Source organism: Roseibium album, from assembly GCF_001404515.1.
GTDB classification, from domain to species: Bacteria; Pseudomonadota; Alphaproteobacteria; order Rhizobiales; family Stappiaceae; genus Roseibium; species Roseibium album.
In genome coordinates this window covers 572,693-597,691 of sequence record NZ_CXWE01000004.1, presented here as the reverse complement: position 1 = coordinate 597,691, position 24,999 = coordinate 572,693, and the positions used below count along the sequence as shown (strand labels likewise).

Genomic DNA, 24,999 nt, shown 5'->3' with positions numbered 1-24,999 from the left:
AGCCCGTCAGGCTTGAACTCTTCCGAGCGTCGAGATGGCCTGCCGGCTCAACTCATCGATGTCTTTCAGCATCTTCGATACCGCTTCGTATGATCGGGTGACTTCGATCAGGCGCGTGACTTCAAAGACGCCATCCACGTTCGATTGTTCCAGCGCTCCCTGCACGACCTTGGTCGCCGCCGGAACGCCTGGATTTTCGCCTGCAAAAATGGTTTCGGAGAGCTTTTCCAAATCCTGCACATTTTCAAACGAAGCGATCCGGATCTGACCGCGAACGCCAAGTTCGGTGGCAATGGTGCCATCCTCGGCGATTTCGATAATGCCGTCTTCGTTGGAGAAGGTTAGGGGACCGGCGGATGTCATGACCGGTCGGCCCTCGGAGGTTACAAGCTGTCCGTCCGCGTCCAGGTGAAAAGCGCCGTTGCGTGTAAAGGCTTCACCGCCGTCCGGCATTTGCACCACAAAAAACCCTTCGCCCTCAAGAGCGATGTCGAGTTCGTTGCCGGTAAGCTTGAAGCTGCCATTGGCAAAATCGGTGTGCGACGAATAATCGAGAACATAGGACAGTGTTTCATCCGGTGTCTCGAACTCGGTCGCCTCGGCCACCGGCATCATATATTCCTCAAACAGCAGGTTTTGCGACTTGAAACCCGATGTGTTGATGTTCGCCATGTTGTTGGCGATGACATTCAGCTGATTCCGCAGGGCGGTCTGCCTGGAAAGGCCAATTAGCTGTGCGTTCTCCATGTGAACGGTTCCTTTTGCTCCCCGATGAGCCGTTCGGTCTCCCCAGACTTGCGGGCTCGTTAAGGTTAATGCACGTGCCGTGCCAGTTTTTAAATCCTTGGAAAATCTGGGTAAAAGACGAAACAGCAGGGTGCGTGCGGCAAGAGATTCCGGCAGAAGTTAACCACTTGGCAATTTTTGCCTGGTGACTCGCGTTAACGGCTTGGTAACCATTCGTTAACCATTAACTCTTTAGTAATAATTATCGCGCGCGAGCGCCGGATAATGCGGAGTTCGGAATGGCTGACGAAAGCGCTGCTGCTGATGAAGACGTCGAGGGCGAAAGTGAAGGCGCTGCGGGTGGCAGCAAGAAAAAGCTGTTTCTGTTTGGCGGTATCGGCCTGGTGGTTCTGCTGGCCGCGGGGGGCGCGGCCTACTATTTTCTGATGGGGTCCGCAACGCCGACGACGATGCCTGACGATGCAGGTTCGCCTGTCGAGGTTCAAAAGCCGGTGGTCTTCTTCGATCTGCCGGAAATGACGGTGAATTTGGCGACGGAAGGACGGACGACGTATCTCAAGGTCAGGATCGCGCTGGAAGTCGAAAATCGCGCGATGATCGATCAGATTCAACCGTTTCTGCCGCGCATTCTGGATGCGTTTCAAATTTATCTGCGCGAATTGCGCCCTGCGGACCTGGAGGGGTCTGCCGGTCTGTTCCGTTTGAAGGAAGAATTGCTCAGACGGATCAATTTGTCGGTGTATCCGGCGAAAGTGGAAGGGGTTCTGTTCAAGGAAATCCTTGTGCAGTGACACGATGAATGGCTGATAGCGACGAAGACGACGATCTGTCCGAAGAAGACATGGCTGATGCCTGGGGAGCTGCTCTTGCGGAGCAGGGCGCCGGTGGTGATGATGATGACGATCTAGCCGCCGCCTGGGGTGCCGCGCTTGAAGAGCAGGGTGCCGGCAGTTCCGACGACATGGCTGCCCAATGGGCGGCGATGATCGACGACAGCGAGCCGGACCTTGAAAACGCGACCCGTGGTGCGGACCGTGTTCTCAATCAGGAGGAAATCGACAATCTCCTGGGCTTCAATATCGAGGATACGATTGCCGGCGACCAGAGCGGTATCCGGGCACTTATCAATTCGGCGATGGTCTCTTACGAGCGATTGCCGATGCTCGAGATTGTCTTTGACCGGCTGGTACGGCTGACAACAACCTCGTTGCGGAACTTTACGTCGGACAACGTGGAAGTGTCGCTCGACTCCATCAGCTCCGTCCGGTTCGGCGACTATCTCAATTCCATTCCGCTTCCGGCTATCCTTGGAGTGTTCAAGGCCGAGGAATGGGACGGCTTCGGGCTGATCACGGTTGAGTCCAGCCTGATCTATTCGATCATCGACGTGTTGCTCGGCGGCGGGCGCGGGACCTCTGCGGTGCGGGTCGAGGGACGTCCATACACCACGATCGAAACCGGCCTCGTGCAGCAGATGGTGGCGCTGATACTGCAGGATGCGGAACATGCTTTCGCACCGTTGTCTCCGGTTCACTTCAATCTTGAACGCCTGGAGACCAACCCGAGATTCGCCGCTATCTCCCGCCCGGCGAATGCCGCGATTCTCGTTGAGCTGCGGATCGACATGGAGGACCGTGGCGGGTCTGTCGAGATCATGATGCCCTACGCGACACTGGAGCCGATCCGCGATCTGCTGCTTCAGATGTTCATGGGGGAGAAATTCGGCCGCGATCCGATCTGGGAAGGGCACCTTGCCAGTGAAATTCATGCAGCCGAAATCGAGGTTGATGCGGTGTTGCATGAAACCCACCTGCCGTTGAGCAGGGTCCTCAGTCTGGACGTTGGGCAGACACTGGTTTTCGATGTCGCTCCGGCGGATTCGGTGACGATCAAGTGCGGAAATGTCCCGCTGACCGAAGGTACTCTCGGCAAGGTGGAGGATTCCATTGCCATCCGGGTCGCAAAGAACTTGCGCAAGCCCAAAATGACGCTGGCGGCTTTCGAGCGGGCCATGCAGAACGAAATGGAGCAACCATGAGCACTTTGCCAATCGGAATGATCATTGAAGGTCTGGTCGCAGTGCTATTGCTGGTCACGATCGGCTATTGCTGGATGCTCAATCGGCGCTTGCAACGCCTCAGAGCCGACGAAGAAGTGTTACGGGCAACCATCTCCGAACTTATGACTGCGACGGAGATTGCAGAGCGGGCCATCCTCGGTCTGAAGACTACGGCATCAGAGGCCGACAAGGTTCTCGGTACCCGCCTTAAGCAAGCGGAAACCATGTCCGGCGGTCTTGCAGAACAGATTGGTGAAGGTGAGAAAATCTTTACCAGGATTTCGCAGATTGCAGAGGCTGCAAGGGCTGCTTCCTCACAACAGGAACCGGCACCGCGCAGTGACGCCTATGCCGTCAGGTCTCCGACGGATGTTGCTGCATACGGGCAGCAGCCTGCGGGGCATGGTTCGCATCCTGCTCCGTCGGCTCAGGCCGCGCCGGCACCTCAGGCTCCGGTCTATGAGCCGGAGCGCAAACGGACGAGCCGTGCGGCGGACATACAAAGTGCGGCGGCAGAGGCGACTGCAAGACTTGAACAATTCCGTAGACGGAACGGTGCTGCTGCATGAATTTGAGACTGTTGCCTTTGTTGGGAATCTCGGCAAGTGCCCTTCTTGCCCTGAAATTGCTCGGGCTCGCATTCGGACCGGAAAGCGAGAACCTGCCCATCAATGGTGCGGTTGCGCAGGAAACGTCCGCGGAAGATATTGCTCCAGGTGAGGAGATGACTGCCGAAGTCAACGAACAACCTCTTGAAAACGAAATGGCGGCGCAAGAGGAATTCTCGGAGCCACCGGTACTGCCCGACAGTCTTGAAATCGGTGGCTCAGCGGCTGAAAGAGCGGTGTTGGAAAGCCTCGGTAAGCGCCGCGAGACCCTACAGCAGCAAGAAGGTCAACTGGATCTGCGCGAGAAGCTGCTCCAGGCGACCGAGGAACGGATTCAGAAACGGGTCGATGAGCTCAAGAAACTGGAGCAGCGTATCGAAACTGCCGTAGAGAAAAAGAAGAAGCAGGAGCAGGATGAGGTCGCTGGGCTTGTCACCATGTACGAGACCATGAAGCCCAAGGACGCAGCCCGTATCTTCGACAGGCTGAGTCTGCCGATTCTTCTGAAAGTCGTGCGCCAGATGAAACCCAGAAAAATGGCCGATATCTTGGCAAAAATGTCTCCGGAAAGAGCAGAACGACTGACCGTTGCAATTGCCAGCAACACCGGCTCGACTCCGCAGCCGGTGCAACCGGTGAGCGCTCCGGCCCCGGCCCAGCAAATGCTGCCGAAAATTCCTTCAAACTGAGCACTTCTTTCGGATTTGAAGGGCACACGTAAGGGCGCGTTAAGAACACTTACCTAACAATAGAGTGTTGGCGCTATCCGAGGACTGAACGACTTGCAGGCACCCATCCTGACATCGCGACAAAACTGCAAGCTCACGGACGCCTCAAAGGTGTGCCGGGCTTTCTGTTTTTCTGTCCTGATGGCGATCTGCGTCTGTCTTTTGTCAACCGCTCTTCCATTTGCCGCCAGAGCCCAGACACTGGAACCGGTGGACCTTCAGGTTGTTCCGGCGGAAGGTTATGGCCGTATTGTCCTGACTTTCAAGGACCGGACCTTGCTGCCGATCTATGATGCGGTGATTACCGGCGGTGTGTTGCGAATTTCATTCGAGGACCCGGTCGACATAAAGGTCGACGACGTGCCGCTGGACCTCGGCGACTACGTCACCATCGCGCGCCGCGATCCTGATGGAAGTGCAATCCGTTTTGCCTTGAAGAACCAGTTTCAGATCAACACGCTGGAGGCAGGCGAAAAGCTCTTCGTCGACATACTGCCGATGAACTGGCAGGGATTGCCACCGGGACTGCCGGACGACGTGGTCCGGGATCTTGCGAAGCGGGCGGAAGCCGCAATGAGAAAGGTGCGTGCGCTGGAGCAGGCGCGCCTGAAGGCCCAGGAAGGTCCGGAAGTCACGCTGCATGTCGGTGAACATCCAACGTTCACACGCCTCGTTTTCGATTGGTCGATCAAGTTCGACACCGCCTTCGTTCGGGAAAACGATATCATCAAGCTGACGTTCAACCATCCGGCGCAGCTGGATATTTCCCACCTGCGTGCACATCTGCCGCAAGGGGTCATCGATGCGACATCATTCCTGGACAAGGGAAAACTCAAGTTCCTGATGCGCGTCGAACCGTCGGTCGATATTCGCGCTTTCAGAGAAGAGCAGACCTATGTGATCGATGTGACACCGGAAAACATGGAGCCCAATGATCCGGCGAATGCTCTGATCAACAAGGAGCTTTCCGTCGCGGACAACGAAAACCGCGAGAACATGGTCACGGCACCGGGTCTGCGTGACACGCGTGAAGTGGACAATCCACGTGGCTTGCCGCCAATCAGCAGCGGAAACGTCTCGGGCGGCGTGATGAAGGAATCGCGGGCAGATGAATCGCCCGCATATACTGTTCTTCCGCTAAGCGGATCGCTTCCGGATGAAGAAACGCAGTCGCAGGCAAGTGAGCCCGGTCCTGAAACGAAAGAGGCCGCGGCGATTGAAAATGTGCCTGTTGCCGGGACACCGGAGCACGTCTCTGTCACGGAAAATGCGGCCGGCAGGTCGCCAGGCGCGGCACCGAGGGTGAAACCCGCGATACGGTCGCAAGGGCCACCTGAACAGGAATTGGAAACGGCGGCTGGCGAACTACCGATAGTGATCCCGCAAGACACGACTTCCGCAATTCCGGTATCAACGGCGACCGCTTCGGCGGTCGAAACGCTTGCAGCTCCTGAACTTGCCCGGTCTGCAGAAGAAGGGGGCGGCGTTGGCAGCGGTCCCCAGGGGGAGCTTGTCACATCCGCCATATTGCCTGACGGGACACAAAGCGCCGGTGCAGGTGACAGCGGTGTATTGCCGATTGTTCTGGCCCAGACTTCTCCTGGTGCCCTGCCGCTTGCAGAGACCCAGCCTGAAAACGAGGGCGTCGTGCGCAAAGCGCCGATGCTCGATCTCTCAAAGAAGAAGATCGGAGCGCCTGAGGAGGGCGTACCAGTTCAAGAGGGAAATGGCATTCCAACGCTGAAACCTGTTCAGCAACCGGTTGCCGATATGCAATCGGATCGACCTGGTCCAGGTGAATCTGTTCAGATGGAAGGCGGAGCGACGCTTGGTGCCGGCGAGGTGCCAGCGGCCATACAACTGCCAAGCAGGACCACTGCAGCGCCGGAAGTCTGGCGCGCGACCGGGGGGGATGTTTTCGCCGACGAGCGCCCGTCTCCTGAGCGGCCGCCCGACAATGTGGCCGAGGAAGTCAGGAATTTCGTTTCGGCAGAAGCACGCAGAATCGGTAACACGGTGCGAGTAGTCTTTCCGTTCTCGGAGCCGGTATCGAGTGCGGTCTTCAGGAGAAATGACAGCATCTGGCTTGTTTTCGATACTGATGCGACGATCGATACACGTGGAATGGTTTCAGCCCTTGCCGAAACTGCGGAGAGGATCGATGTCGAACAGTTCGAGGACTATCAGATTCTCAGACTGGACATGAATGATCCGGTGCTTGCGACCGTCGGTGTTGATGGCAATGCCTGGTCGCTTGTGATCGGGGACATGATCCTGGAACCTTCCATCCCGCTGCAGCTTGAACGCAACGTTCGCGGCGATGGCGGATCGGTACTGCGTGTTCTTTACCGGGATCCGCAGCATATTCGGGAGATCACCGATCCGTTTGTCGGTGATACCATTTCGCTGGTCACGGGTTTCGGGCCACCTCGCGGATTGCTCAAGCCGCAGAAATTCGTCGACCTTGAAGCATTGAGTTCTGCACAGGGCATAGCGATCGTTACCCGCTCAGACGGTATCAAGATGCAGGTACTGGGTGACGATGTGATCATCGAAAGAAAGGGAGGACTGTCTCTTTCGAACCGCCATCTGCGCGGCGGTACAGGCGCCCTGAACACGATCGTCGACCCTGAAAGTTCCAATGTCGAATTCGTGTCCCTGAGCACCGAAGGCCCGGGAGCCTATCGGTCCAGACTTATCGAGCTCCAGAGAAAGCTTTCACGGTCGCCCGCCGGCAAACGCAGAAAACCACTGATCGAACTGTCGCGGTTTTATCTCGCGCACCAGTTTGCACAGGAAGCGCTCGGGTTGATGAACCTGGCTTTGGAGGAAGAACCGGCGCTCGCGGAAGATACCTCATTCAACCTGATGATGGGTGCGGCCCAGACGATGGCCGGCAGGCCGCAGGAGGCCTACGCTCATCTCAATCGCCCCGATCTGAAAAACAACCCCGACGCAGCCATCTGGCAGACGATTGTCGACGTCAAGCTTGGGAACTGGACACCCGCGCGTATCGCCATGCCGCGGGGTCGCACCGTGGTCGGCAACTATCCCTCAGCTATTCAGACCGAATTCAAACTTGCCGCCGCGCAGGCGATGGTTGAAGTCAACGATTTCGGTGTCGCCAATGGCGTTCTGGCCGAGATTGAACCAAGCGAAGTCACTCCGGCACAGGCAGCGCGCTACGACATCTTGCGCGGACGCGTTGCCGATGCTTCCGGCCGTTCCCAACAGGCGCTGACTGTTTTTGATCTGGTGACGCGCTCCGACGACCGTCCCCGAGCCGCTGAGGCAGAATACCGCGCCTTGCGGATCCGCTACCGGGACGGTGAGCGCAGCGTCGACGAGACGATCGACCAGCTGGCCGGGCTTGCAACGTCCTGGCGGGGGGATGAAGTCGAACTTAAGACACTGCGCTTTCTTGCGCAGCTCTATGCCGAGCGGGGACAATACCGGGAAGCGTTCGAAGCGATGAAGTCGGCGGTCCAGGCGGATCCGGATTCAGACACGACGCGCCTTTTGCAGGAAGAAATGAACGGCCTTTTCAATGCCCTGTTCCTTGACGGCAAGGCGGACGAAATGTCACCGGTCAAAGCCCTTGCACTCTACTATGACTTCCGGGAACTGACACCAATTGGCCGTCAGGGTGATGAAATGGTTCGCCAGCTTGCAAAGCGGCTTGTGGAGGTGGACCTCCTGGATCAGGCGACCGAATTGCTGCGTCACCAGGTTGACAACCGTCTGAAAGGTGCCGCGCGCGCTCAGATCGCCGCCGATCTTGCCGCAATCTACCTGATGGACCGGAAGGCCGACGAGGCCTTGAGGGTGTTGAACAGGTCCAGACAGGCAAGTCTGCCATCTACCCTGGAAAGACAACGCAACATTGTCGAAGCACGCGCGCTCACCGAAAACGGTCGTCCGGACCTTGCACTTGAACTCGTACGCAACATGCGAGGATCGGATGTGGATCGCCTGCGCGCTGATACCTTCTGGGCCGCGGAAAGCTGGCGCGATGCCGGTGAGCAACTCGAAGCAATGCACGGGTCACGCTGGTCAGACAACATTCCCCTGGACGAACTGGAGCGGCGGGACATCCTGCGTGCCGGGATCGCCTTTTCACTCGCAGGCGACCAGTTGAGCCTGGAACGGCTTCAAACCAAATACACGGGCAAGATGGCTCAAAGCCCGGAGGCACTGGCCTTTGAAGTTGTCACCCGGCCCATAGAGACACAGGGCGTGGAGTTTCTGGAGGTCGCCAACAGGCTGGCCGATACGGATTCACTTGAGACCTTTCTCAAGGAGTATCGCCGGCAGTACATGTCGCCGACCCGCACACAAGAAGATCAGGCTGCAGCAGTGCCTGCCGGAAATGATCCGGCCGGGTAGATTGGCAATTTCGACCGGCAATCAGCCAGGTCCCGTGCAATTGTTGTGTGACAGGCGGATTTGCGGAATCAGTTGAGAACACTTCCGGCGAAGGAGGCATCGGCATTCGCGCGCGGCTTCTTCAGCTCCGCCTTGTAACGCATAACCAGTTCGGGGATGGTGCGGGAGTTGCGGTCGAGCCACTTGCAGCGGGCCTTGAGGAAATCCCGATAGGTTTTCTCGTCGATGCCGGTTTGCAGCATAAGACGCATGATCGCCCCGTCGGCATCCGATTTCAGTGTATCTGCAACAACATCGTCGCTCAGATTGAGTTTTCGACCAATCAACCAGATTGCCGCATCGATGCGATCATCTTCGAATAGTGTTCGCAGGATCGCGTCAAAGGACATTTCACCATTCGCGATGTGGATGCTGGCCTCGTGCCGCGAGTAGAGTACACCGTCGATCTCGATGTCCCCGTCGCGTTCGAGATCACCGATCGTGGTCGCAAGGCGTTCCAGATCCCCGGTTTCAAGGGCTTTCCGGAGCGGCGCGGGAATGAGCGGACAATTCGTTTCCAGAACCAGTTTCTGGGTTTCCAGAAACTCTTCATCCTTCAGGGCGCGTTTTGCAATTCCAGCCAGCACTTCAATTTCCGTGTTGGCAAAGATCAGCAGTGCAAGCGTTCCCTTGACGGAAAAGGGGGCATCCTTGTTGTCCAGCAGTGCATGAACCACGTCACGGCTGCTTCGTGCAACCAGGGTGTCGGAGATTTCCTCATTCAGATCAGCGCGGCGCGCAACCGACAGCCTCTTGTCGTTGCCGCCGGTCCTGGCAATGCGCATCAGGGCCGGTTGGCTGATCATGGGTGAACACTCGATGACCGGTTCGGAAAGTTCGTAGTCTTCCTGGGCGAGCCGATCGGCCAGGTCGGGTATGATCCGGTCAGTCTTGGCAAGTCTGACAACAAGTTCGTACCGGGCTTCCTTGTCGAGCTGATCGAAGACCGACAGGACAATTCTTGAAAACAGCTCGCGTTCAACCTCGGTCGGTTCGTTTTCTTCCGAACGGGCATACTCACCAACAAGCGCGCGAATAAGCTTTGACCTTGCTTCGGGTTCGCTGATTCTTGCCAGTTGTTCGAGTTGGTCGCGTATCACCGGTTTTCCATATAAATTTCAAGACGGCAGAGGTCCTGCAAATAAGACACGACTATTACATATTTATCTTAATTTTGTTCTACTTTTAGCAATGCGGACTGTGGCTAGCCGCCACCGAAACTCTTTACCAGAGAACCGGCAACAAGGTTCCAACCGTCGACGAGAACAAAGAAAATGAGCTTGAAGGGAAGCGATATCACGACAGGCGGCAACATCATCATACCCATCGACATCAAGACAGATGCAATAACGAGGTCGATGATCAGGAAGGGGAGGTAAAGCAGAAATCCAATTTCGAAAGCGCGCCTGAGTTCGGAGATCATGAATGCCGGGACAAGTATCGACATGGACAGGTCCTCGGGCCCTTCCGGAGTGTCCTGGCCTGACAATTCCTGAAACAACGCCAGATCCTTCTCCCGGACCTGGGACAACATGAACGTCCGGAACGGGTCGGATGCCCGCTCGTATGCCTGATCGAATTCGATATCGCCGTCGATCAACGGCTGGACCCCGGCATCATAGGCGGCCTGCAAGGTCGGCATCATGATGAAGGCTGAAAGGAACAACGCGAGGCTGACCATGACCATGTTGGGCGGAGCTGTTTGAAGCCCGATGGCAGACCGAAGCAACGACAGAACGACAACAATACGCGTAAAACTGGTCACCATGACAAGGATGGAAGGAGCAAGGGACAGAACGGTCAGCAAGATAACGAGCTGAACCGCGCGCTCCGTCAAGCTCGCATCGTCACCGAAACCGACCGAGATTTCCTGCGCTGTTGCCGGTCCTGCGAACAGAACCCAGAATGCTGCCAGGGCAATGGTGACCTGAACGACCCGCTTCAGCCACTTGGCACGACGGTCTGCAATCATCGACCTGGCTGTCCACCCAATTCGTGAAGGATTTTCGCCATCTCGTCTTCGATCGGGTTCTTGTCACCCAACCCTTGCACGTTTCGTTTTTCCGGCTGCGTGGGCTGCACGCCAGGGACAATGTCCAGCGTCGCCGGTGACTGCGAAGACTGAACCGTATTTTCCTGATCCTGTGATTGAACCTGCGGGTCCGGAATCCAGTTGAATTCATCTGCCTGCGGTTCACCGATTGGTTCTGACGCCGCATCGTCGAGCAAGTCGCCCAGATCCAGGTTTATGTTGACTTCCCTAGGAGCGGAGCTTTGCGTTTCGGTTTCGACGGTTGGGGAGGCAGTTTCCAGTATCGCGTCGGTACCATTCACCTGGGAGCTATCGTCCATTGCCGGAATGAGGGACGTGTCTTCCTGAACCACAAGCGATGTGTCTGATCCTTCTGCCGGAGGCGCCGCGTCCCGGGTTTCTGCCGGCGTCGCTATCTCCGGTTCAGCCGGTGCCACTGGCAGGTCTTGAGTAGCGTCGACATCGGTCACAGCCATGCCGGCGCTGTTTACCGACGGATCGGACATGACCGGTTCGACCTTGTTCGATACCGGTTCCGGATCTACCGGCTTGAAGAGTGCTGTTTTTGCCCTGGCCGCCGGGCCGGATGACGGCGGCGAGATCGTATGTCCCGTCTTTGGAGAGCGTTCCCGGGTGGCAATCGACCGTGCCAGACTTTTCAGTGTCGATCCGGTTTCACCAACGTTGCCGGTTTCAGGCGTGATCGAAACGGACGGTTCGGGATTTACATCCGGAGCTCTTGCAGTTGCCACCTCTGCTTCCATTTCCGCCAAGGGGGGCGAAATCGTCTCAGCCTGGGTCTTTTGCTGTGAGGCTGTCGAGCGGTTGAAACCGTTTTGCGTTGCTGCCCGCAAGAGATCTGCTGCCGTGCCGGCGCCCCTGACGATACCAGATGGTTTGTCGACCGGACGTGCTGCGCTGGAAACATCCGGTTCGACGACCGTCGGCGGATTGTTCACCGATGAAGATCTTTGAATGAGGCTTTCGGTCGTCTCGGATCTCCGCTGAACAGGTCTCGGGGTACCGATTGAAGTCTGACGTATTGTCTGCGGCGCCGAAGCGCCGACGACCGGAGCCGGTGCAGGCGCCGGAACGGCTTCATCCGGTCTGGCCGGAATGTTGGGTCCGGGGGCCGTCGGAACTTTTTTTGAACCCGTCCCGGCGTGGGTCGAATGGGTATTGGCCGCCTGACGCGAGGCTGTAATCGGAGCGTTTCGGACAATGTTCTGTTCGACGACGACGTCGGTGGGTCCTCCGATCAGCAAAAGGTGCTCGACATTGTCCCTGCGGATCAACACCAGCGATCGGCGTGCATCGACCGGAGAACTGTCCATCACCGCGACGCGCGGCTGACGGTTCCGTGTCTGCGGTGCCCTGGATCCCATCAGTCGCTTAAGAACAAAAACAAACAGGCTGAAAAGCAGCAGAACCACGGCCAGTGCGATGAAAACCGCGATAACCTGAGTAACGCCGCCGCTTACGTTGAAGGTCGATTCAATCCAGTCGTACATGTTTACCTCGTGCCGCCCCGCCAGCGGACTGATTTTGATCTTCGGTTACTCTGGACTTCCGCCATAATTGGGGAGCGCTCCGCTTATCCCCAGCAAATCGGGATATGACCCTCTTTCGCATCATTGTCGCCGACCGCTTGCAAATGTTCCGCTTTCAGCGCCGGCTACTCTGGGGACCAGATGGCGGTTTTTCAGGAATCCTTGCCGAAGCCGCGCGAATCTCTCTAGGTCTTGAAGTTAACAGAAGCGGGCAAAATTTACCTGTTGCAGCACGCCTTCAATTCGCAAAATGCAAAGGAATGTTGCTCTCTTCCACTGATTTTTGAAGGGGTTGCGGTGCAGGAGTGGGTGATCGTTAACCATTCATTAACCATTGGGGCGGCAATCATTGCCTAGTTGGTTAACGGATGGTGAATGGGATGGCCTCTACGGACCTGCCTCTGTTTCAGGCGCTGAAGTCGAAAATGCGATGGCACCAGACACGTCAGAGTGTTCTGGCGGAAAACATCGCGAATGCGAATACGCCCGGATATGTTTCCAGGGACGTCAAAACGTATTCCTTTGAAGACCACATCGGTCTTCAGCAATCCGCGCTGGCAACGAAAACGACGAAGGTCGGGCATATTTCGGGCGCTGTCTCCGGAAACCTGTCCACCAAGATAGAAAAGCGCGATTCATTTGAAATCACGCCAAACGGCAACAACGTCAATCTGGAAGAGCAGATGATGAAAATCACTCAGAACCAGATGGATTTTCAGGCTGCAACGAGCCTTTACACCAAGGGACTGGGGCTGATCCGGACGGCTCTGTCAAAGAGCGTCTAGGATCCGTGACAGCTGAAAAAGGACCGGCAAGATGGATCTGATCAAATCTCTGTTTGTTTCAGCGAGCGGGCTGAAAGCGCAAAACGGGCGCATGCGCATAATCGCGGAGAATATTGCAAACGCGAATTCGACGGCGCGCACGCCCGAAGAAGAACCTTACCGACGGAAAATACCGACATTCAAAAGCCACTTCGACAAGGAGCTGGGCGCGGAGAAAGTCGAACTTGGCAAGGTCGCGGAGGATTCGTCGGATTTCAAGTCGACCTATATGCCTGGGCATCCGGCCGCGGACGAGAAAGGGTACGTGCTCCAACCGAATGTCAACACGCTGGTCGAGACGACCGACATGCGTGAGGCGCAACGTTCCTACGAAGCCAATCTGAACGTTATTGAATCGACGCGGCGGATGCTGCAGCGAACCATCGACATCCTGCGGGCGTGATCCGGGGGCTAACCACTGAAGGGGGCAGGGGCAGTGACCACACCGTCTATTGCAAACAATGCTTATCAGATTGCTGCCAAGCTGCAACAGCAGGCACGCGCGGTTGAGGAAACGGTCCCGGATCGCTCAGCCGTTGACTTCGGCCAGATGGTGCAGGAAGCCGTCGAGACCGTCGTCGACAAGGGGCAGCAGACCGACAACATGGCTATCGGCATGATCGAAGGCAAGACCGGTGTGGTCGACGTCGTGACGGCCGTGGCGGAAACCGAACTGGCCCTGGAAACAATGGTTGCTGTTCGCGACAGGGTTATCTCCGCCTACGAAGAAATCATGCGGATGCCGATCTGATTCCAATTTGCGGGGGCGAAACATGACCGCCGGTGAAGTGCTCGACATTGCCCGTGAGGGCGTCTGGACAATGATCCTGGTTGCAGGTCCCACCATGGTGGTGGGGCTGATTGTCGGCGTGGTCATCGCGCTGTTCCAAGCGTTGACCCAGATACAGGAAATGACGCTCGTTTTTGTTCCGAAAATTCTTGCGATCTTTGTGACGATCCTGGTCACGCTGCCATTCATGAGCCAGGTGTTGGAGAGCTTCATGGGGCGCGTGACCGAAATGATCCTGACCACAGGAGGATAGCGCAAGGGGCCTGATGACCATTCAGCTCGATTTTCTGCCTGATATTGCTGCAGCGTTCCTGCTGATGTTCGCGCGGCTCGGCACAATGCTGATGCTCTTGCCGGCTCTTGGGGAAAGTTCCATTCCCATGCGTTTCCGCCTCACCATCGCGCTTGCGCTTACGCTTGTGATGTATCCGGTGGCCGCCTCGCTCTACCCGGCCAACCTCACAGCCAACATGATGCAGCTTCTCGTCATGCTTGGTGGCGAACTTGCGATAGGCTTCGGTATCGGTCTTTGCGCCCGGCTGATCACTTCGGTCCTGCAGATCGCGGGCGTCATCATGGCAAACCAGTCCGGGCTTGCCTTCGCTCTCGGCACAGACATTGCCAATGAAGGCCAGCAGGGGGCCCTTTACGGCAACTTCCTAGCAGTTCTCGGCATTACACTGGTGTTCGTGACGGACTCGCACTACCTGATCATTGCCGCGATGTATGACAGTTTCACGATCTTTCCACCTGGAAACGCTCCTCCGGTTGCTGATTTCGCGCAAAATGCGACCGATACCGTTGCTCATGTCTTCACGATTGCCGTGCGAATGAGCGCTCCCTTCCTTGTTGTCGGTCTGGTTTTTTATTTTGGTCTCGGCCTGCTCAACAAGCTGATGCCGCAAATGCAGATCTTCTTCATCGCCATGCCGGTCAACATCGCGGTAGGGCTGTTCCTTCTCATGGTGCTGATTGCGACCCTGATGATGTTCTATCTCGATCATTTCCAGGAAGCGCTCGGCAAGTTTATCGTGGGGTAGCGCCGCAAAATGGCTGACGATACCGACGACTCAGAAAAGACAGAGGACCCCACGCAAAAGCGCTTGAAGGAAGCGCATGACAAGGGGGACGTTCCCAAATCGCAAGAAGTCAGCACCTGGTTCACGCTTGCCGGTGCAACCCTGATGATTGCGATCTTCGCACCTGGCGCAGCTGCCTCGCTGGGAGAGTTGATGAGCGGCTACCTGGAGCATGCCCACCAGATTCCGGTGGATGGTTATGCGCTGAAAGCGCTGTGGCGCGATACCGGTCAGTCAGTCGCCCTGATCGTCGGCGTGCCGCTGATCGCACTGGTATTGATGGCGGTCGCGGGCAATCTCATACAGCATCAACCCCTCTTCACGGGCGAGACAATCAAGCCAAAGCTTTCCAAGGTATCTCCGGCTTCCGGCTTCAAGCGCCTGTTTTCTGCAGACAGCCTGGTCAATTTCACCAAGGGGATGCTCAAGATCTCGATCGTTGGCGCCGTCATGGTCGCCGTCATGTGGCCGCACAGGGACGAAGCCGAGATCATTATCTTTGCCGAAACGAGCGTAATCCTCCAGGAGGCGCGCGTTCTAATTCTGCAGCTGCTGGCAGCAATTCTTGCCGTCATGACGGTGGTGGCGGGCGCAGATTTCATCTACCAGAAAAACAAGTGGTTCAATAAGCAGAAGATGACGCTTCGCGAGGTCAAAGAAGAGTACAAGCAGACCGAAGGCGATCCGCAGGTCAAAGGCAAGATCCGTCAGCTGCGTATGGAACGTTCGCGCAAGCGGATGATGTCTGCCGTGCCGCAGGCGACTGTGGTCGTTACGAACCCGACTCACTACGCGGTCGCGCTGAAGTATGAAGAGGGTATGGGTGCCCCGCTCTGTCTTGCAAAGGGGACGGACGCAATCGCCCTGAAAATGCGGGAAATTGCCAGGGAAAACGAAATTCCGGTAGTGGAAAATCCTCCGTTGGCAAGAGCGCTCTATGCTACGGTTGATATCGATCGGGAGGTTCCCGAGGAACACTACAAGGCGGTTGCCGAGGTGATCGGCTTTGTGTACCGCATGCGCCGGCGCGCTTCCTGGAGGTCGAACTAGGAACGCACTTTCTGCATCTTGTGGAAATTTCACGCACCTGGTGCGGCCAAACGGGCGAATTTCAACAGAAGTAAGCTTCATATCAGTTGAAATTAGTTATTAAGCACAGAATGCTTACACACGGTCCCTTGTAAACCGAATCGGGCCGGGGAGACAGGACGTATGAGTGACATGGACGGGGCGCCGGGCGGGCCGATGATCAGCCGGCCGGAGCGTTCCGGAAATATTGGCCTGTTGATAGGTCTGGCACTGCTACTCGTCGGTGCGGCTGCGGCCTTTGCGGTTATGGACCGTGAAGTGGCACAGCCGTTCATACTTGCGCTGCTGGGCATTTTGGCCGTTGTCGGTGTCTTCTGCCTGTTTGCCGGTGCCATCGGATTCCTGCGCCTGTCGGCTCGCCCTGGCGAAGCAAATCCGCTCGCGGCCGCTTTTGTCGACACGATGGAAGACGGCGCACTTATCACGGACATGGACGGACGGCTGGTCTATGCCAACAAGGCCTATGCCGATCTTACCGGGGCCGATAGCGCGGCCGACATCACTGTGGTGGAACGGGTGTTTTCCTCTGATCCGGATGCGGCGGATGCGATTTTCCGGCTGTCGCAGGCCATGCGAGACGGGCGCAAGGCGCAGGAAGAGATCCGCATGCCGTTCCCGCTTGGTCGGGTGGAAGGAACGGCTCGCTGGTACCGTGTGTCCGTCCGCCCCCTGCAGCCGGAACACGAACGCGGCGGCAGGCAAAGGGCGATCTGGCAACTGGCCGACATCACCCGGGACCGGGCCGAGCAGGAGAATTCCTTCCAGGAGCTGCAGCGGGCCATCAATTTCCTCGATCATGCACCCGCCGGTTTCTTTTCCAGCGATGCGCATGGCCGCCTTGTTTATCTCAATGCGACGCTTGCCGACTGGCTTGGTTACGATCTGGCGCAGTTTGATGCCGGCGACCTTGATCTGTCAGAGATCGTACGCGGTGACGGCACCGAACTGATCCGCTCCGTCAAGGGGCAGGCGGGAGAAGTCAAGAGCGAGACCTTCGATCTCGACTTCGTCACCCGCAATGGACGCGGACTTCCAGTGCGCCTTCTGCACCGTGTTCCATTCGGCGAAAACGGACAACCCGGCGACAGCCGGACGCTGGTGTTGAACCGGTCGCGCGGGGAGGAGGCTTCCGAGGCCCTGCGCGCAGCGGAAGTCCGCTTTGCGCGCTTCTTCAACAACACGCCGATATCGATTGCCTCGCTCAACAACGACGGCCGGGTTCTGCGCACCAATGCGCCGTTCCTGAAGCTGTTCGGTGCGGTGGACTCGGTCGAAGAGTCGCCAAAACTGGAAGCCTATGTTGCCGAGAGCGGCCGCGAGAAACTCTCCAAGGCATTGTCGGCTGCGGCGAACGGTATCGGGGAAGTTTCCCCGATCGACATTCCGCTCGTGGAAGGAAACGATCCGCGTTCCGCCACATTCTATGTCTCTGCCGTTCAGGACGGTGAAGGCGACGGCGAAACCACAATCGTCTATGCGCTCGAAACAACACAACAGCGTGCCCTGGAAGCACAATTCGCGCAGAGCCAGAAAATGCAGGCCATCGGCCAGCTGGCTGGTGGCGTTGCGCACGACTTCAACAACGTTCTGACCGCGATCATCGGGTTTTCCGATCTTTTGCTTGCCAGCCATCGGCCGACCGACCCGTCCTTCCAGGACATCATGAACATCAAGCAGAACGCCAACCGGGCCGCGGGTCTTGTTCGGCAACTTCTGGCATTCTCTCGTCGCCAGACATTGCGGCCGCAGCGACTTGAACTGAATGACGTTCTGGCCGATCTCTCAATCCTGCTGGACCGGCTTCTTGGTGAGAAAGTCGAGTTGAAGGTTGTTCATGGTCGCGACCTTTGGCCGGTGATGGCAGACCTCAACCAGCTGGAGCAGGTCATCGTCAATCTGGCGGTGAATGCCGGCGATGCCATGGCCGAAGGCGGGCGGCTCACCATTCGCACTCGAAATGTCGAGGAAGCCGAATCCACCCAGTTCGAGAACACGCGTGGGATGCCGCCGGGTGAATATACGCTTGTCGAAGTGAACGATACCGGTCACGGAATGCCGCCCGAGATCATGGAGAAGATATTCGACCCGTTCTTCTCCACCAAGGAAGTTGGCAAGGGGACGGGCCTCGGGCTGTCGACAGTCTATGGTATCGTCAAACAGACGGGCGGTTTTATTTTCTGTACCTCCGAAGTTGACGCAGGAACGACATTCCGGCTCTTCCTGCCGCGGCACATTCCGGACGTGGTCGATGAACCGAAACCGGAACCCAAGGAAAGCGAGCCGGAAAAGGTTGCCGATCTCACCGGATCCGCCTCTATCCTTCTTGTGGAAGATGAAGAAGCCGTCCGGGCTTTTGCCGCTCGTGCATTGACGTCGCGAGGCTATACTGTCCACGAGGCAGGAACCGGCAATGAAGCGCTTGAAGTCATGGAAGAGACGGATGGCGAAATTGATCTGGTTGTTTCCGACGTGGTCATGCCGGAGATGGACGGACCGACACTTCTGGTTGAGTTGCGCAAGACCCAGCCCGATCTGAAGATCATTTTCGTTTCCGGATATGCGGAAGACGCCTTTGAGGAAAACCTGCCTGAAGGCGAGCAATTCTTCTTCCTGCCAAAACCGTTCACGCTGAAGCAGCTCGCGACGACCGTGAAGGATGTCCTGAACGGGTGAAGCAAATCTCATCTCAGGCCTCCTTGACAGACCTTCCCTGATTTGGCACTAGAAACCGATGGGGCGAGCGAACACCCCGTGAGGCGTAAGCTGAAGTTTCGCGTCCTTGAAACCCAATTGAACGGGAGGACGCGCCATGCCGTCTCTGAATTCCATATCCATATCCCAGCTTTCCAGACTGATCGGAACCCCTGAGTCTCCGGTGATTGTCGATGTGCGTATTGACGAGGACTTTAACGACGATCCGCACCTGATTCCGGGATCCTTCCGGCATCCGTATTCGAAAATCGGCGAGATCTCGGACCGGCTGAAAGGCCGCAAGGTTGCGATTGCGTGCTGGAGAGGTCTGAAGCTTTCCGAGGGCGTTGCCGCAACTCTGAGGTCTGACGGAATTTCTGCCGAAAATCTTGAAGGCGGCTGCATCGCCTGGCGCGAGGCCGGATTGCCGATGATCCCGGCGGCAAAGCTGCCTGAATGCAATGAGGCCGGGCAAACGGTATGGGTGACGCGCCACCGGCCGAAGATCGATCGGATCGCATGTCCGTGGCTGATCCGCCGTTTTGTGGATCCCGATGCCCGTTTCCTGTTCGTATCACCGGCGCAGGTAGAAGCCGTAGCCGAAAAATTCAACGCGACACCCTTCGATATCGAAGGATCGTTCTGGAGCCACCGCGGAGAACTCTGCAGCTTCGATACGATGGTGGAGGAGTTCGCGCTTCAGACCGACCCGCTTTCCCGGCTTGCCACAATAGTGCGTGCAGCAGACACAAATCGTCATGATCTTGCACCCGAAGCAGCCGGTCTTCTGGCCGCCTCGCTGGGACTGTCGCGCATGTACAAAGACGATCTGCAGCAATTGGAAGCAGGTATGGGTCTCTACGATGCCTTTTACCGATGGGCGCGCGACGCGGCCGACGAAGGACATGATTGGCCAACTGCAAGCAAAAAGGGCTGAAGTCATGTCATCGCACACAACTTCCGCCGGGGTATCGGCCGGAGGTCCAGACAGGCCTGATGCCGAAAATACGTCATGGCAACGGCTCTTGTCCGTTTTCGGCAGTATCGGCGTTCTGTCCTTCGGCGGACCGGCGGCCCAGATTGCACTGATGCATCGCAAGCTGGTCGACGAAACCGGTTGGCTGTCGGAAAAAACCTACGTCAACGCGCTTGGATTCTGCATGCTCTTGCCCGGTCCGGAAGCCATGCAGCTTGCGACCTATTGCGGCTGGAAACTGCGCGGTGTTGCAGGCGGGTTGCTGGCGGGATTGCTTTTTGTCGTGCCCGGAGCACTCGCGATCTTCGCACTGGCCGCTGTCTACACCGCGTTCGGGAATGTTCCCTTGATCAGCCAGTTGTTTCTCGGGATCAAGGCGGCCGTGCTGATTGTTGTACTGGAAGCACTTATCCGGCTTTCGAAAAGGGCCCTGACAGAACGACGGCAATGGGTGATCGCCGGCCTGGCCTTTTTCGCAATCTTCTTTCTCGCCTTGCCGTTTCCGATGATCGTGCTGGCCGCCGGACTTTATGGTGCTGCCTTCGGCCACAAGGTCGCCGGGAAAACAGTCGAAGAACCGGTTCGTGTCAGAACATCTCCCTCCAGGACGCTGGCAACTGTCGTCGTCGGCCTGGGGATATGGCTTGGGCCGCTCATGGTTCTTGAATGGGTTACCGGTTACCCGATCCTGAGCGATATCGGCTGGTTCTTTTCCAAGCTGGCTGTTGTCACCTTCGGCGGGGCATACGCCGTCCTGGCCTATATGGCACAGGACGTCGTCACCTTGCATGGCTGGCTGAGTGCCGGGGAAATGATGGATGGGCTCGGTCTTGCGGAGACGACACCCGGTCCCCTGATCCTGGTGACCCAGTTCGTCGGGTATGTCGCAGCGTATCATGAAGGCGGGACAGCTTTGGGAATAGCAGGTGGCCTTGTGGCTCTCTGGGCAACCTTTGTCCCTTGCTTCCTGTGGATCTTTGCCGGAGCGCCCTATATCGAGTGGATCTCCGCGCAACCTCGGCTCAAGTCCGCTCTTTCAGCCATCATCGCGGCTGTCGTCGGTGTCGTTCTCAACCTGTCGGTCTGGTTTGCGCTGCATGTCTTCTTTCAGACAGTCGCATCTTTGCAATGGGGTTGGCTGACGCTTTGGGTTCCGGATGTCGGCAGCCTCGACTGGCGGGTGCCCGTGCTTGCAGCCCTGTGCGGCTTTTTGCTGCTGCGTCTGCACGCGAACCTGATCTGGACATTGCTCGCAGCCGCGCTAGGGGGCGTGCTCCTGTCCCAGGTCGGTTGAGCCTTCCAAAATCGCAGGGCAATGAAAATTTGTTCTGCGACCTCGTCACGTGTTGATTCCGGTTTTGCTTTCAACTCCCTGTTTTGATGGAGGTTTCTTCGGTGTGCGCTGTCGCGTGGAGGTATTGCATTGCCTTTGTGCCAACTGGATCGGCGCTTGCTCTGTCTCTCGTGAAAGAAGCCTTGAACGGGTTACTGCAACCGTGCACTCTGCACGCGTTGTGGACACAGTCCCGCTTGGAGGAAACAGCATGCAGTTACCGGATTTCATAAAGAATTTTCCCGCACTCGATATTCCTTTTCCAGAGGAGACCGTGAGCACTCACGCCATACGCTCTGACGCCGGTCTCGTCGTCTTCTTTGAGTTTCACAAAGACTTTGTACTGCCGCCCCATTCCCATCTTGCCCAATGGGGAACACTGCTCGATGGTGAAATCGAATTCACGATTAACGGCGAAACAAACACGCTCGGTCCTGGCGCTGTCTGGGATATTCCAAGCGGGGTTGAACACGGAGCCGTCATCAAGGCGGGCAGCAAGGCAATTGACGTTTTTGAAGAAGCGGACCGGTATCAGTTGCGCGGCTGAAGGTGCTGCCCGGTCGTTTTTCTGGTTTTCATAACGCGTCCCGGCCAAACCTACCGTCTTTCCTTCAGAACTTTGGTTTTCCGGGCTCGATGTCGTTGGAGTTGACCGATGTTTCATCGGAAGGCTACCGGCCCGATTTCGGTGCGCGGGAACCGCGATGCCCGATCAGAACGCTGGTTGAAGCACGCCTGCGGGAAGAGATACCGAAAGGCGAGACCGGAACCGGAGATACTGTCGCTGCCGATTGACCGGAGGCAGCCGCCGAAGTGACGGTCGAGGTCGAAAGGCCTGCCGAGGATCAGACAGAGGCTTGGGCCCCTGAAGATATTGATGAGGCGGGTGCAACGGAACCAGGTGCTGAAGAGACCGTATTGGAATGAACATGGCTGCGATGGAATGGCGCTCTCTGGAGCGCCTTCATCAGGTGGCGCCTGAACAATGAAGAACAGGGGTGCGTTTGAAGATGCGCGAAGGGCAGCAAGCGCCTCACTCCCAGGACGCAAAATTCTTTTCAGATGAAAGTTGGCTGAAACGTTCTTTCAAACTGTCCATGAACTGAGTCCGGTTTCCCGGCCAGGTGATTGGTTCACCGACAAAAATGTCGCAGAAAAACGGAACCAGCATAAAGGATCCCTTGGGCAGGGCCTTGCCGAGGCCGTGAGTGAATACGGGAACGACCGGAGCATCGGGGAACCGTTCGGCGAGATATGAAACTCCCTTTTTCAGATCCGTCATCTGTTCCGGCTTGCCGCGGGACCCCTCGGGAAAAAGGATCAAAACCCTGTCCTGCGCCAAAGCCTCGTAACACCCCTCCAACGGATCAACTGATTTATCGGCGCTGGTTCTTTCCACCGGTATGATGCCGAGGACATGCTCCGACAGCCAGGCTTTGCGAGGAGAGGAAAAGAAGTAATCGGCAGCGGCTACGGGCTTGATGTCCTTGAGCCTGGAGAGCGGCATCAGGGCCATCAGCACCATCGTGTCCAGATGGCTGTTATGGTTGGCAACAATGATTGCCGGTCCCTTTGAAGGGAGAAGATCCTTTCGCCGGACGTTCAGGCCCAACAGGAACAGGACCGCGATCTTGACGAATGAATAGAAGGCTTTTTGCAGCATGCATTCGGCCTCCTAGTAATAAAAATATCGGATGAAGTGAAAGAACAGCGGTGCCGTGAAGGTGAGGCTGTCGATACGGTCCAGAATGCCGCCATGTCCGGGAATGAGGCTGCCCGTATCCTTGACGCCGAGGTCGCGCTTCAGAGCGGAAACAGTCACATCGCCGACGAAACCGGCAATGGCAATCAACAGGCCGGCTGCTGCGGCATGGGCCAGGTCAAGAGGCGTGACAAGCGGTGCGATCAGCATGGCGAGAACGAATGTGGTGGCTACACCGCCAAGGAAACCTTCCCAGGTCTTGTTGGGACTGACACCTGGAATGATCTTGCGACGCCCGAAGAGCTTGCCCCAGGTGTATTGGGCGACATCGTTGAACTGGGTCAGGAAGATCAGAAACAAAAGCAGGCCGGCGCCGCCGGCGCTGCTTTCAGGCGTCGCCGGCAGGATCAGCAGAAATGCCGCGTGGCTGATCGAAAAGACGCACAGCATCAGTCCCCAGTTAAGTGTACCCACCGATTTGAGAAATCCGTCTGTCTGCTGGGACAGCAAGCTTGCAAACGGCAGAAACAGAAACATGTAGACCGGGATGAAGACGGCAAACATGCCGTAGTAATGGTCGTAGACCCAGAAATACTGAACCGGGATCGACAGATATGCCCAAAAAAGCACCCGTCGGTCGGCCCTGCGGGTTGGGATCATCGAAAAATATTCCTTCAGCGCCAGGAAACTGATGAGTGCGAACACGATGATCGAAATGGTTTGGCTGACCAGAAAGGCGACTGTGAAGATCGCCACCATGACCCACCAGCTCTGAGTACGCTGGACGAGCTCGCTCATGTCCTTGCTTGAACGCTTTGAAACGACGAATACAACAATGCTGGCAAGTGTGAGCAGAGCCCAGATGCCGATCAGAGCCCAGTGAATAGCGAGTAGTTTCATCGGGTTTCCAGCTCCCTGAGTGCATTACGGGCTCGATTGAGAATCGTGAGTGCGGACAAGATGAGACCCACACCGAACAGGACCTGGTAGAGAATTGGCGTGGTCAGCCCGATCCCCATCAAAAACCCGCAGAAACCGAAGAGCGCGGCACGGTCGCTCTTGCCGAAGGGCCCGTCATACCGGCGGCTCGCGCCGATCTGAACGCCAATGACCCCAGTCATTTCTCCAATGAGTGCCAGGACGACCAGCCCGATGACGAGTTCGGTTGGAACAAAGGGCAGGGCGGCGAACGGCAAATAGAGTGCCGCGTCCGATACGACGTCTCCAAGCTCGTTCAAAACCGCACCCAGATGAGATTTCTGATCGTGTTCCCGGGCAAGCATGCCGTCGATGGCGTTCAAACCCATGCGGAGGAAAAGAACGACAGGCAGGAGCAGCAAGGGCAGGGCTGCACCCGGAAAGAGCCAAAGCAGCGCTCCTTGCAGGACAGACAGGACAATTGCCGAAACCGTCACCTGATTGGCGGTGACACCGCTTGCTGCAAGCTTGCGGCATATCGGGCGGAGCATGTCCTGAAAGCGGGATTTGAGCTGGTAAATGGTTGGCATATTAAGTTTGTCCGAAGTGGCCAATGAACGCGAAAATCTTACAAGACCGAAAATTCATCCGATTCGCCAAGAGAGGTTTGACGAGCCGGAGTGGCGAGCCAAGGGGAGTTTAAACTAGACGTTTGACAGCCCTTTTCAAAGAGTTCAGCTCTCTCTTGCTCGGCTTCCTTTCGGAAAAGGCGATACGCATCGACAAACCCTCAATGAGATCAAGCGTAAACTTCGCGCAGTCCCGGTCCGGTATGTCCGGATTCCCGCCAGACAGTTTACGAATGGCTGCAATCTGATCTTCGAGGGCTAATAGGAGACTGTCCCGATTGGTAAGGAAGCCTTCCACGATAACCGGGTTGCGCATGGCTTCGGCGAGGATTTCGATCGTGAGGGCTGCGTTTTCAGGTTGGCTGCACAGCTTCAGATAACGTTCCACGAATGTTTCAAGCGCGGCGAGCGGGTCCGTGTTGGTCGTCAGGCCCTCTTGCAATTCGGCAAGTTCTTCGGCTTCGAGAGTGGCGATTTCCGCTATGAGTTCGGTCTTTCCACCGAAATGATTGTAAATGTTGCCAAGGGAAACGCCCGCACGTTTGGCTATGTCGCGGATGCCGGTCTGATGAAACCCCTGTTCGACAAAGCAGATAGCGGCGGTTTCGACGATGTGTTTCCGGCGCGCATCTGCGGTTTCCGCGCGCGATAATTTTTCGCTCATCCGACTTTTCTCGTTTTGTGCATTGGCACTCTCGAATTTCATTACTACATAATGAACGATCGTTCGCTCATAATCTAATAGGGGCCTTTTTGTCGCCGTGCAATGCGACCCGGCTCGCCCCGCCAGAGCGGCGGTCACTCGTTTGGTTTCCCTTT

General features: G+C 56.8%; 25 protein-coding genes. 17 read left to right on the top strand and 8 right to left on the bottom strand.

Going from position 1 to position 24,999, the window contains the following annotated elements; translation table 11 throughout:
• Positions 1–6: 6 nt before the first annotated feature.
• The gene (flgF, locus tag LA5095_RS16105) at positions 7–747 is read right to left on the bottom strand and encodes a flagellar basal-body rod protein FlgF (RefSeq protein WP_055116577.1); all 741 of its coding nucleotides are present in this window, start codon (positions 745–747) and stop codon (positions 7–9) included.
• 278 nt (positions 748–1,025) lie between these two features.
• Here flgF and LA5095_RS16100 point away from each other — a divergent pair, with 278 nt between their 5' ends.
• The 5 genes from LA5095_RS16100 to LA5095_RS16080 all read left to right on the top strand — a co-directional run bounded on the left by LA5095_RS16100 (position 1,026) and on the right by LA5095_RS16080 (position 8,528).
• Positions 1,026–1,538 carry a flagellar basal body-associated FliL family protein gene (locus tag LA5095_RS16100; RefSeq protein ID WP_055116575.1) on the top strand — a complete coding sequence of 171 codons (513 nt, stop codon included), beginning with the start codon at positions 1,026–1,028 and terminating at the stop codon, positions 1,536–1,538.
• A 50-nt stretch (positions 1,539–1,588) separates the two neighbouring features.
• Complete coding sequence (fliM, locus tag LA5095_RS16095; RefSeq protein ID WP_408008785.1) at positions 1,589–2,785, top strand: flagellar motor switch protein FliM; 1,197 nt, start codon at positions 1,589–1,591, stop codon at positions 2,783–2,785.
• Positions 2,782–3,375 carry a DUF6468 domain-containing protein gene (locus LA5095_RS33275; RefSeq protein ID WP_055116571.1) on the top strand — a complete coding sequence of 198 codons (594 nt, stop codon included), beginning with the start codon at positions 2,782–2,784 and terminating at the stop codon, positions 3,373–3,375. The genes fliM and LA5095_RS33275 overlap by 4 nt, the downstream gene beginning before the upstream one ends.
• A complete protein-coding gene (locus tag LA5095_RS16085) occupies positions 3,372–4,103 on the top strand; it encodes a MotE family protein (RefSeq protein ID WP_055116569.1) in 732 nt (243 codons plus the stop codon). The genes LA5095_RS33275 and LA5095_RS16085 overlap by 4 nt, the downstream gene beginning before the upstream one ends.
• 180 nt (positions 4,104–4,283) lie before the next feature.
• On the top strand, positions 4,284–8,528 hold the full coding sequence (locus LA5095_RS16080; protein ID WP_055116568.1) for a tetratricopeptide repeat protein: 4,245 nt from the start codon (positions 4,284–4,286) through the stop codon (positions 8,526–8,528).
• Between the two features lie 68 nt (positions 8,529–8,596).
• Here the strand turns inward: LA5095_RS16080 and LA5095_RS16075 are convergent, their stop codons facing one another.
• From LA5095_RS16075 to LA5095_RS16065, 3 genes are all read right to left on the bottom strand, one after another.
• Positions 8,597–9,667: a DUF2336 domain-containing protein gene (locus LA5095_RS16075; RefSeq protein ID WP_055116566.1), complete on the bottom strand. Its 1,071-nt coding sequence runs from the start codon at positions 9,665–9,667 to the stop codon at positions 8,597–8,599.
• Positions 9,668–9,771: 104 nt separating this feature from the next.
• Positions 9,772–10,539, bottom strand: a complete 768-nt coding sequence (gene fliP / locus LA5095_RS16070; protein ID WP_055116564.1) for a flagellar type III secretion system pore protein FliP — start codon at positions 10,537–10,539, stop codon at positions 9,772–9,774.
• Positions 10,536–12,110, bottom strand: a complete 1,575-nt coding sequence (locus tag LA5095_RS16065) for a flagellar biosynthetic protein FliO (protein WP_055116561.1) — start codon at positions 12,108–12,110, stop codon at positions 10,536–10,538. The genes fliP and LA5095_RS16065 overlap by 4 nt, the downstream gene beginning before the upstream one ends.
• A gap of 104 nt (positions 12,111–12,214) precedes the next feature.
• On the opposite strand from LA5095_RS16065, the gene LA5095_RS16060 reads away from it, so the two are divergent.
• From LA5095_RS16060 to LA5095_RS32725, 12 genes are all read left to right on the top strand, one after another.
• A complete protein-coding gene (locus LA5095_RS16060; RefSeq protein ID WP_055116559.1) occupies positions 12,215–12,436 on the top strand; it encodes a hypothetical protein in 222 nt (73 codons plus the stop codon).
• A 93-nt stretch (positions 12,437–12,529) separates the two neighbouring features.
• Complete coding sequence (gene flgB / locus LA5095_RS16055; protein WP_082442462.1) at positions 12,530–12,934, top strand: flagellar basal body rod protein FlgB; 405 nt, start codon at positions 12,530–12,532, stop codon at positions 12,932–12,934.
• 31 nt (positions 12,935–12,965) lie between these two features.
• Positions 12,966–13,376: a flagellar basal body rod protein FlgC gene (gene flgC / locus LA5095_RS16050; protein ID WP_055116557.1), complete on the top strand. Its 411-nt coding sequence runs from the start codon at positions 12,966–12,968 to the stop codon at positions 13,374–13,376.
• Between the two features lie 33 nt (positions 13,377–13,409).
• On the top strand, positions 13,410–13,724 hold the full coding sequence (gene fliE / locus LA5095_RS16045) for a flagellar hook-basal body complex protein FliE (protein ID WP_029063063.1): 315 nt from the start codon (positions 13,410–13,412) through the stop codon (positions 13,722–13,724).
• 22 nt (positions 13,725–13,746) lie between these two features.
• The gene (gene fliQ, locus LA5095_RS16040) at positions 13,747–14,016 is read left to right on the top strand and encodes a flagellar biosynthesis protein FliQ (protein WP_029063062.1); all 270 of its coding nucleotides are present in this window, start codon (positions 13,747–13,749) and stop codon (positions 14,014–14,016) included.
• A gap of 13 nt (positions 14,017–14,029) precedes the next feature.
• The gene (gene fliR, locus LA5095_RS16035; RefSeq protein ID WP_055116555.1) at positions 14,030–14,803 is read left to right on the top strand and encodes a flagellar biosynthetic protein FliR; all 774 of its coding nucleotides are present in this window, start codon (positions 14,030–14,032) and stop codon (positions 14,801–14,803) included.
• A gap of 9 nt (positions 14,804–14,812) precedes the next feature.
• Positions 14,813–15,892: a flagellar biosynthesis protein FlhB gene (gene flhB, locus LA5095_RS16030; RefSeq protein ID WP_055116553.1), complete on the top strand. Its 1,080-nt coding sequence runs from the start codon at positions 14,813–14,815 to the stop codon at positions 15,890–15,892.
• Between the two features lie 162 nt (positions 15,893–16,054).
• Complete coding sequence (gene cckA, locus LA5095_RS16025; RefSeq protein WP_055116551.1) at positions 16,055–18,604, top strand: cell cycle histidine kinase CckA; 2,550 nt, start codon at positions 16,055–16,057, stop codon at positions 18,602–18,604.
• A 136-nt stretch (positions 18,605–18,740) separates the two neighbouring features.
• Positions 18,741–19,559 carry a chromate resistance protein ChrB domain-containing protein gene (locus LA5095_RS16020; RefSeq protein ID WP_055116549.1) on the top strand — a complete coding sequence of 273 codons (819 nt, stop codon included), beginning with the start codon at positions 18,741–18,743 and terminating at the stop codon, positions 19,557–19,559.
• A gap of 4 nt (positions 19,560–19,563) precedes the next feature.
• Complete coding sequence (chrA, locus tag LA5095_RS16015; protein WP_055116981.1) at positions 19,564–20,892, top strand: chromate efflux transporter; 1,329 nt, start codon at positions 19,564–19,566, stop codon at positions 20,890–20,892.
• A gap of 250 nt (positions 20,893–21,142) precedes the next feature.
• Positions 21,143–21,478: a cupin domain-containing protein gene (locus LA5095_RS16010; RefSeq protein WP_055116979.1), complete on the top strand. Its 336-nt coding sequence runs from the start codon at positions 21,143–21,145 to the stop codon at positions 21,476–21,478.
• Between the two features lie 89 nt (positions 21,479–21,567).
• Positions 21,568–21,726 (top strand): ClpB D2-like domain containing protein, encoded by a 159-nt coding sequence (locus tag LA5095_RS32725; protein WP_158510390.1) that lies wholly within the window; start codon positions 21,568–21,570, stop codon positions 21,724–21,726.
• A 238-nt stretch (positions 21,727–21,964) separates the two neighbouring features.
• On the opposite strand, the gene LA5095_RS16000 is transcribed toward LA5095_RS32725, so the two are convergent.
• The 4 genes from LA5095_RS16000 to LA5095_RS15985 all read right to left on the bottom strand — a co-directional run bounded on the left by LA5095_RS16000 (position 21,965) and on the right by LA5095_RS15985 (position 24,844).
• On the bottom strand, positions 21,965–22,594 hold the full coding sequence (locus LA5095_RS16000) for a lysophospholipid acyltransferase family protein (RefSeq protein ID WP_055116544.1): 630 nt from the start codon (positions 22,592–22,594) through the stop codon (positions 21,965–21,967).
• Positions 22,595–22,606: 12 nt separating this feature from the next.
• Positions 22,607–23,533, bottom strand: coding sequence for a phosphatidate cytidylyltransferase (locus LA5095_RS15995; protein WP_055116542.1), 927 nt, complete (start codon positions 23,531–23,533; stop codon positions 22,607–22,609).
• Complete coding sequence (locus LA5095_RS15990; protein ID WP_055116540.1) at positions 23,530–24,141, bottom strand: CDP-alcohol phosphatidyltransferase family protein; 612 nt, start codon at positions 24,139–24,141, stop codon at positions 23,530–23,532. The genes LA5095_RS15995 and LA5095_RS15990 overlap by 4 nt, the downstream gene beginning before the upstream one ends.
• A 109-nt stretch (positions 24,142–24,250) precedes the next feature.
• Positions 24,251–24,844: a TetR/AcrR family transcriptional regulator gene (locus LA5095_RS15985; RefSeq protein ID WP_158510389.1), complete on the bottom strand. Its 594-nt coding sequence runs from the start codon at positions 24,842–24,844 to the stop codon at positions 24,251–24,253.
• Between the last annotated feature and the right edge of the window lie 155 nt (positions 24,845–24,999).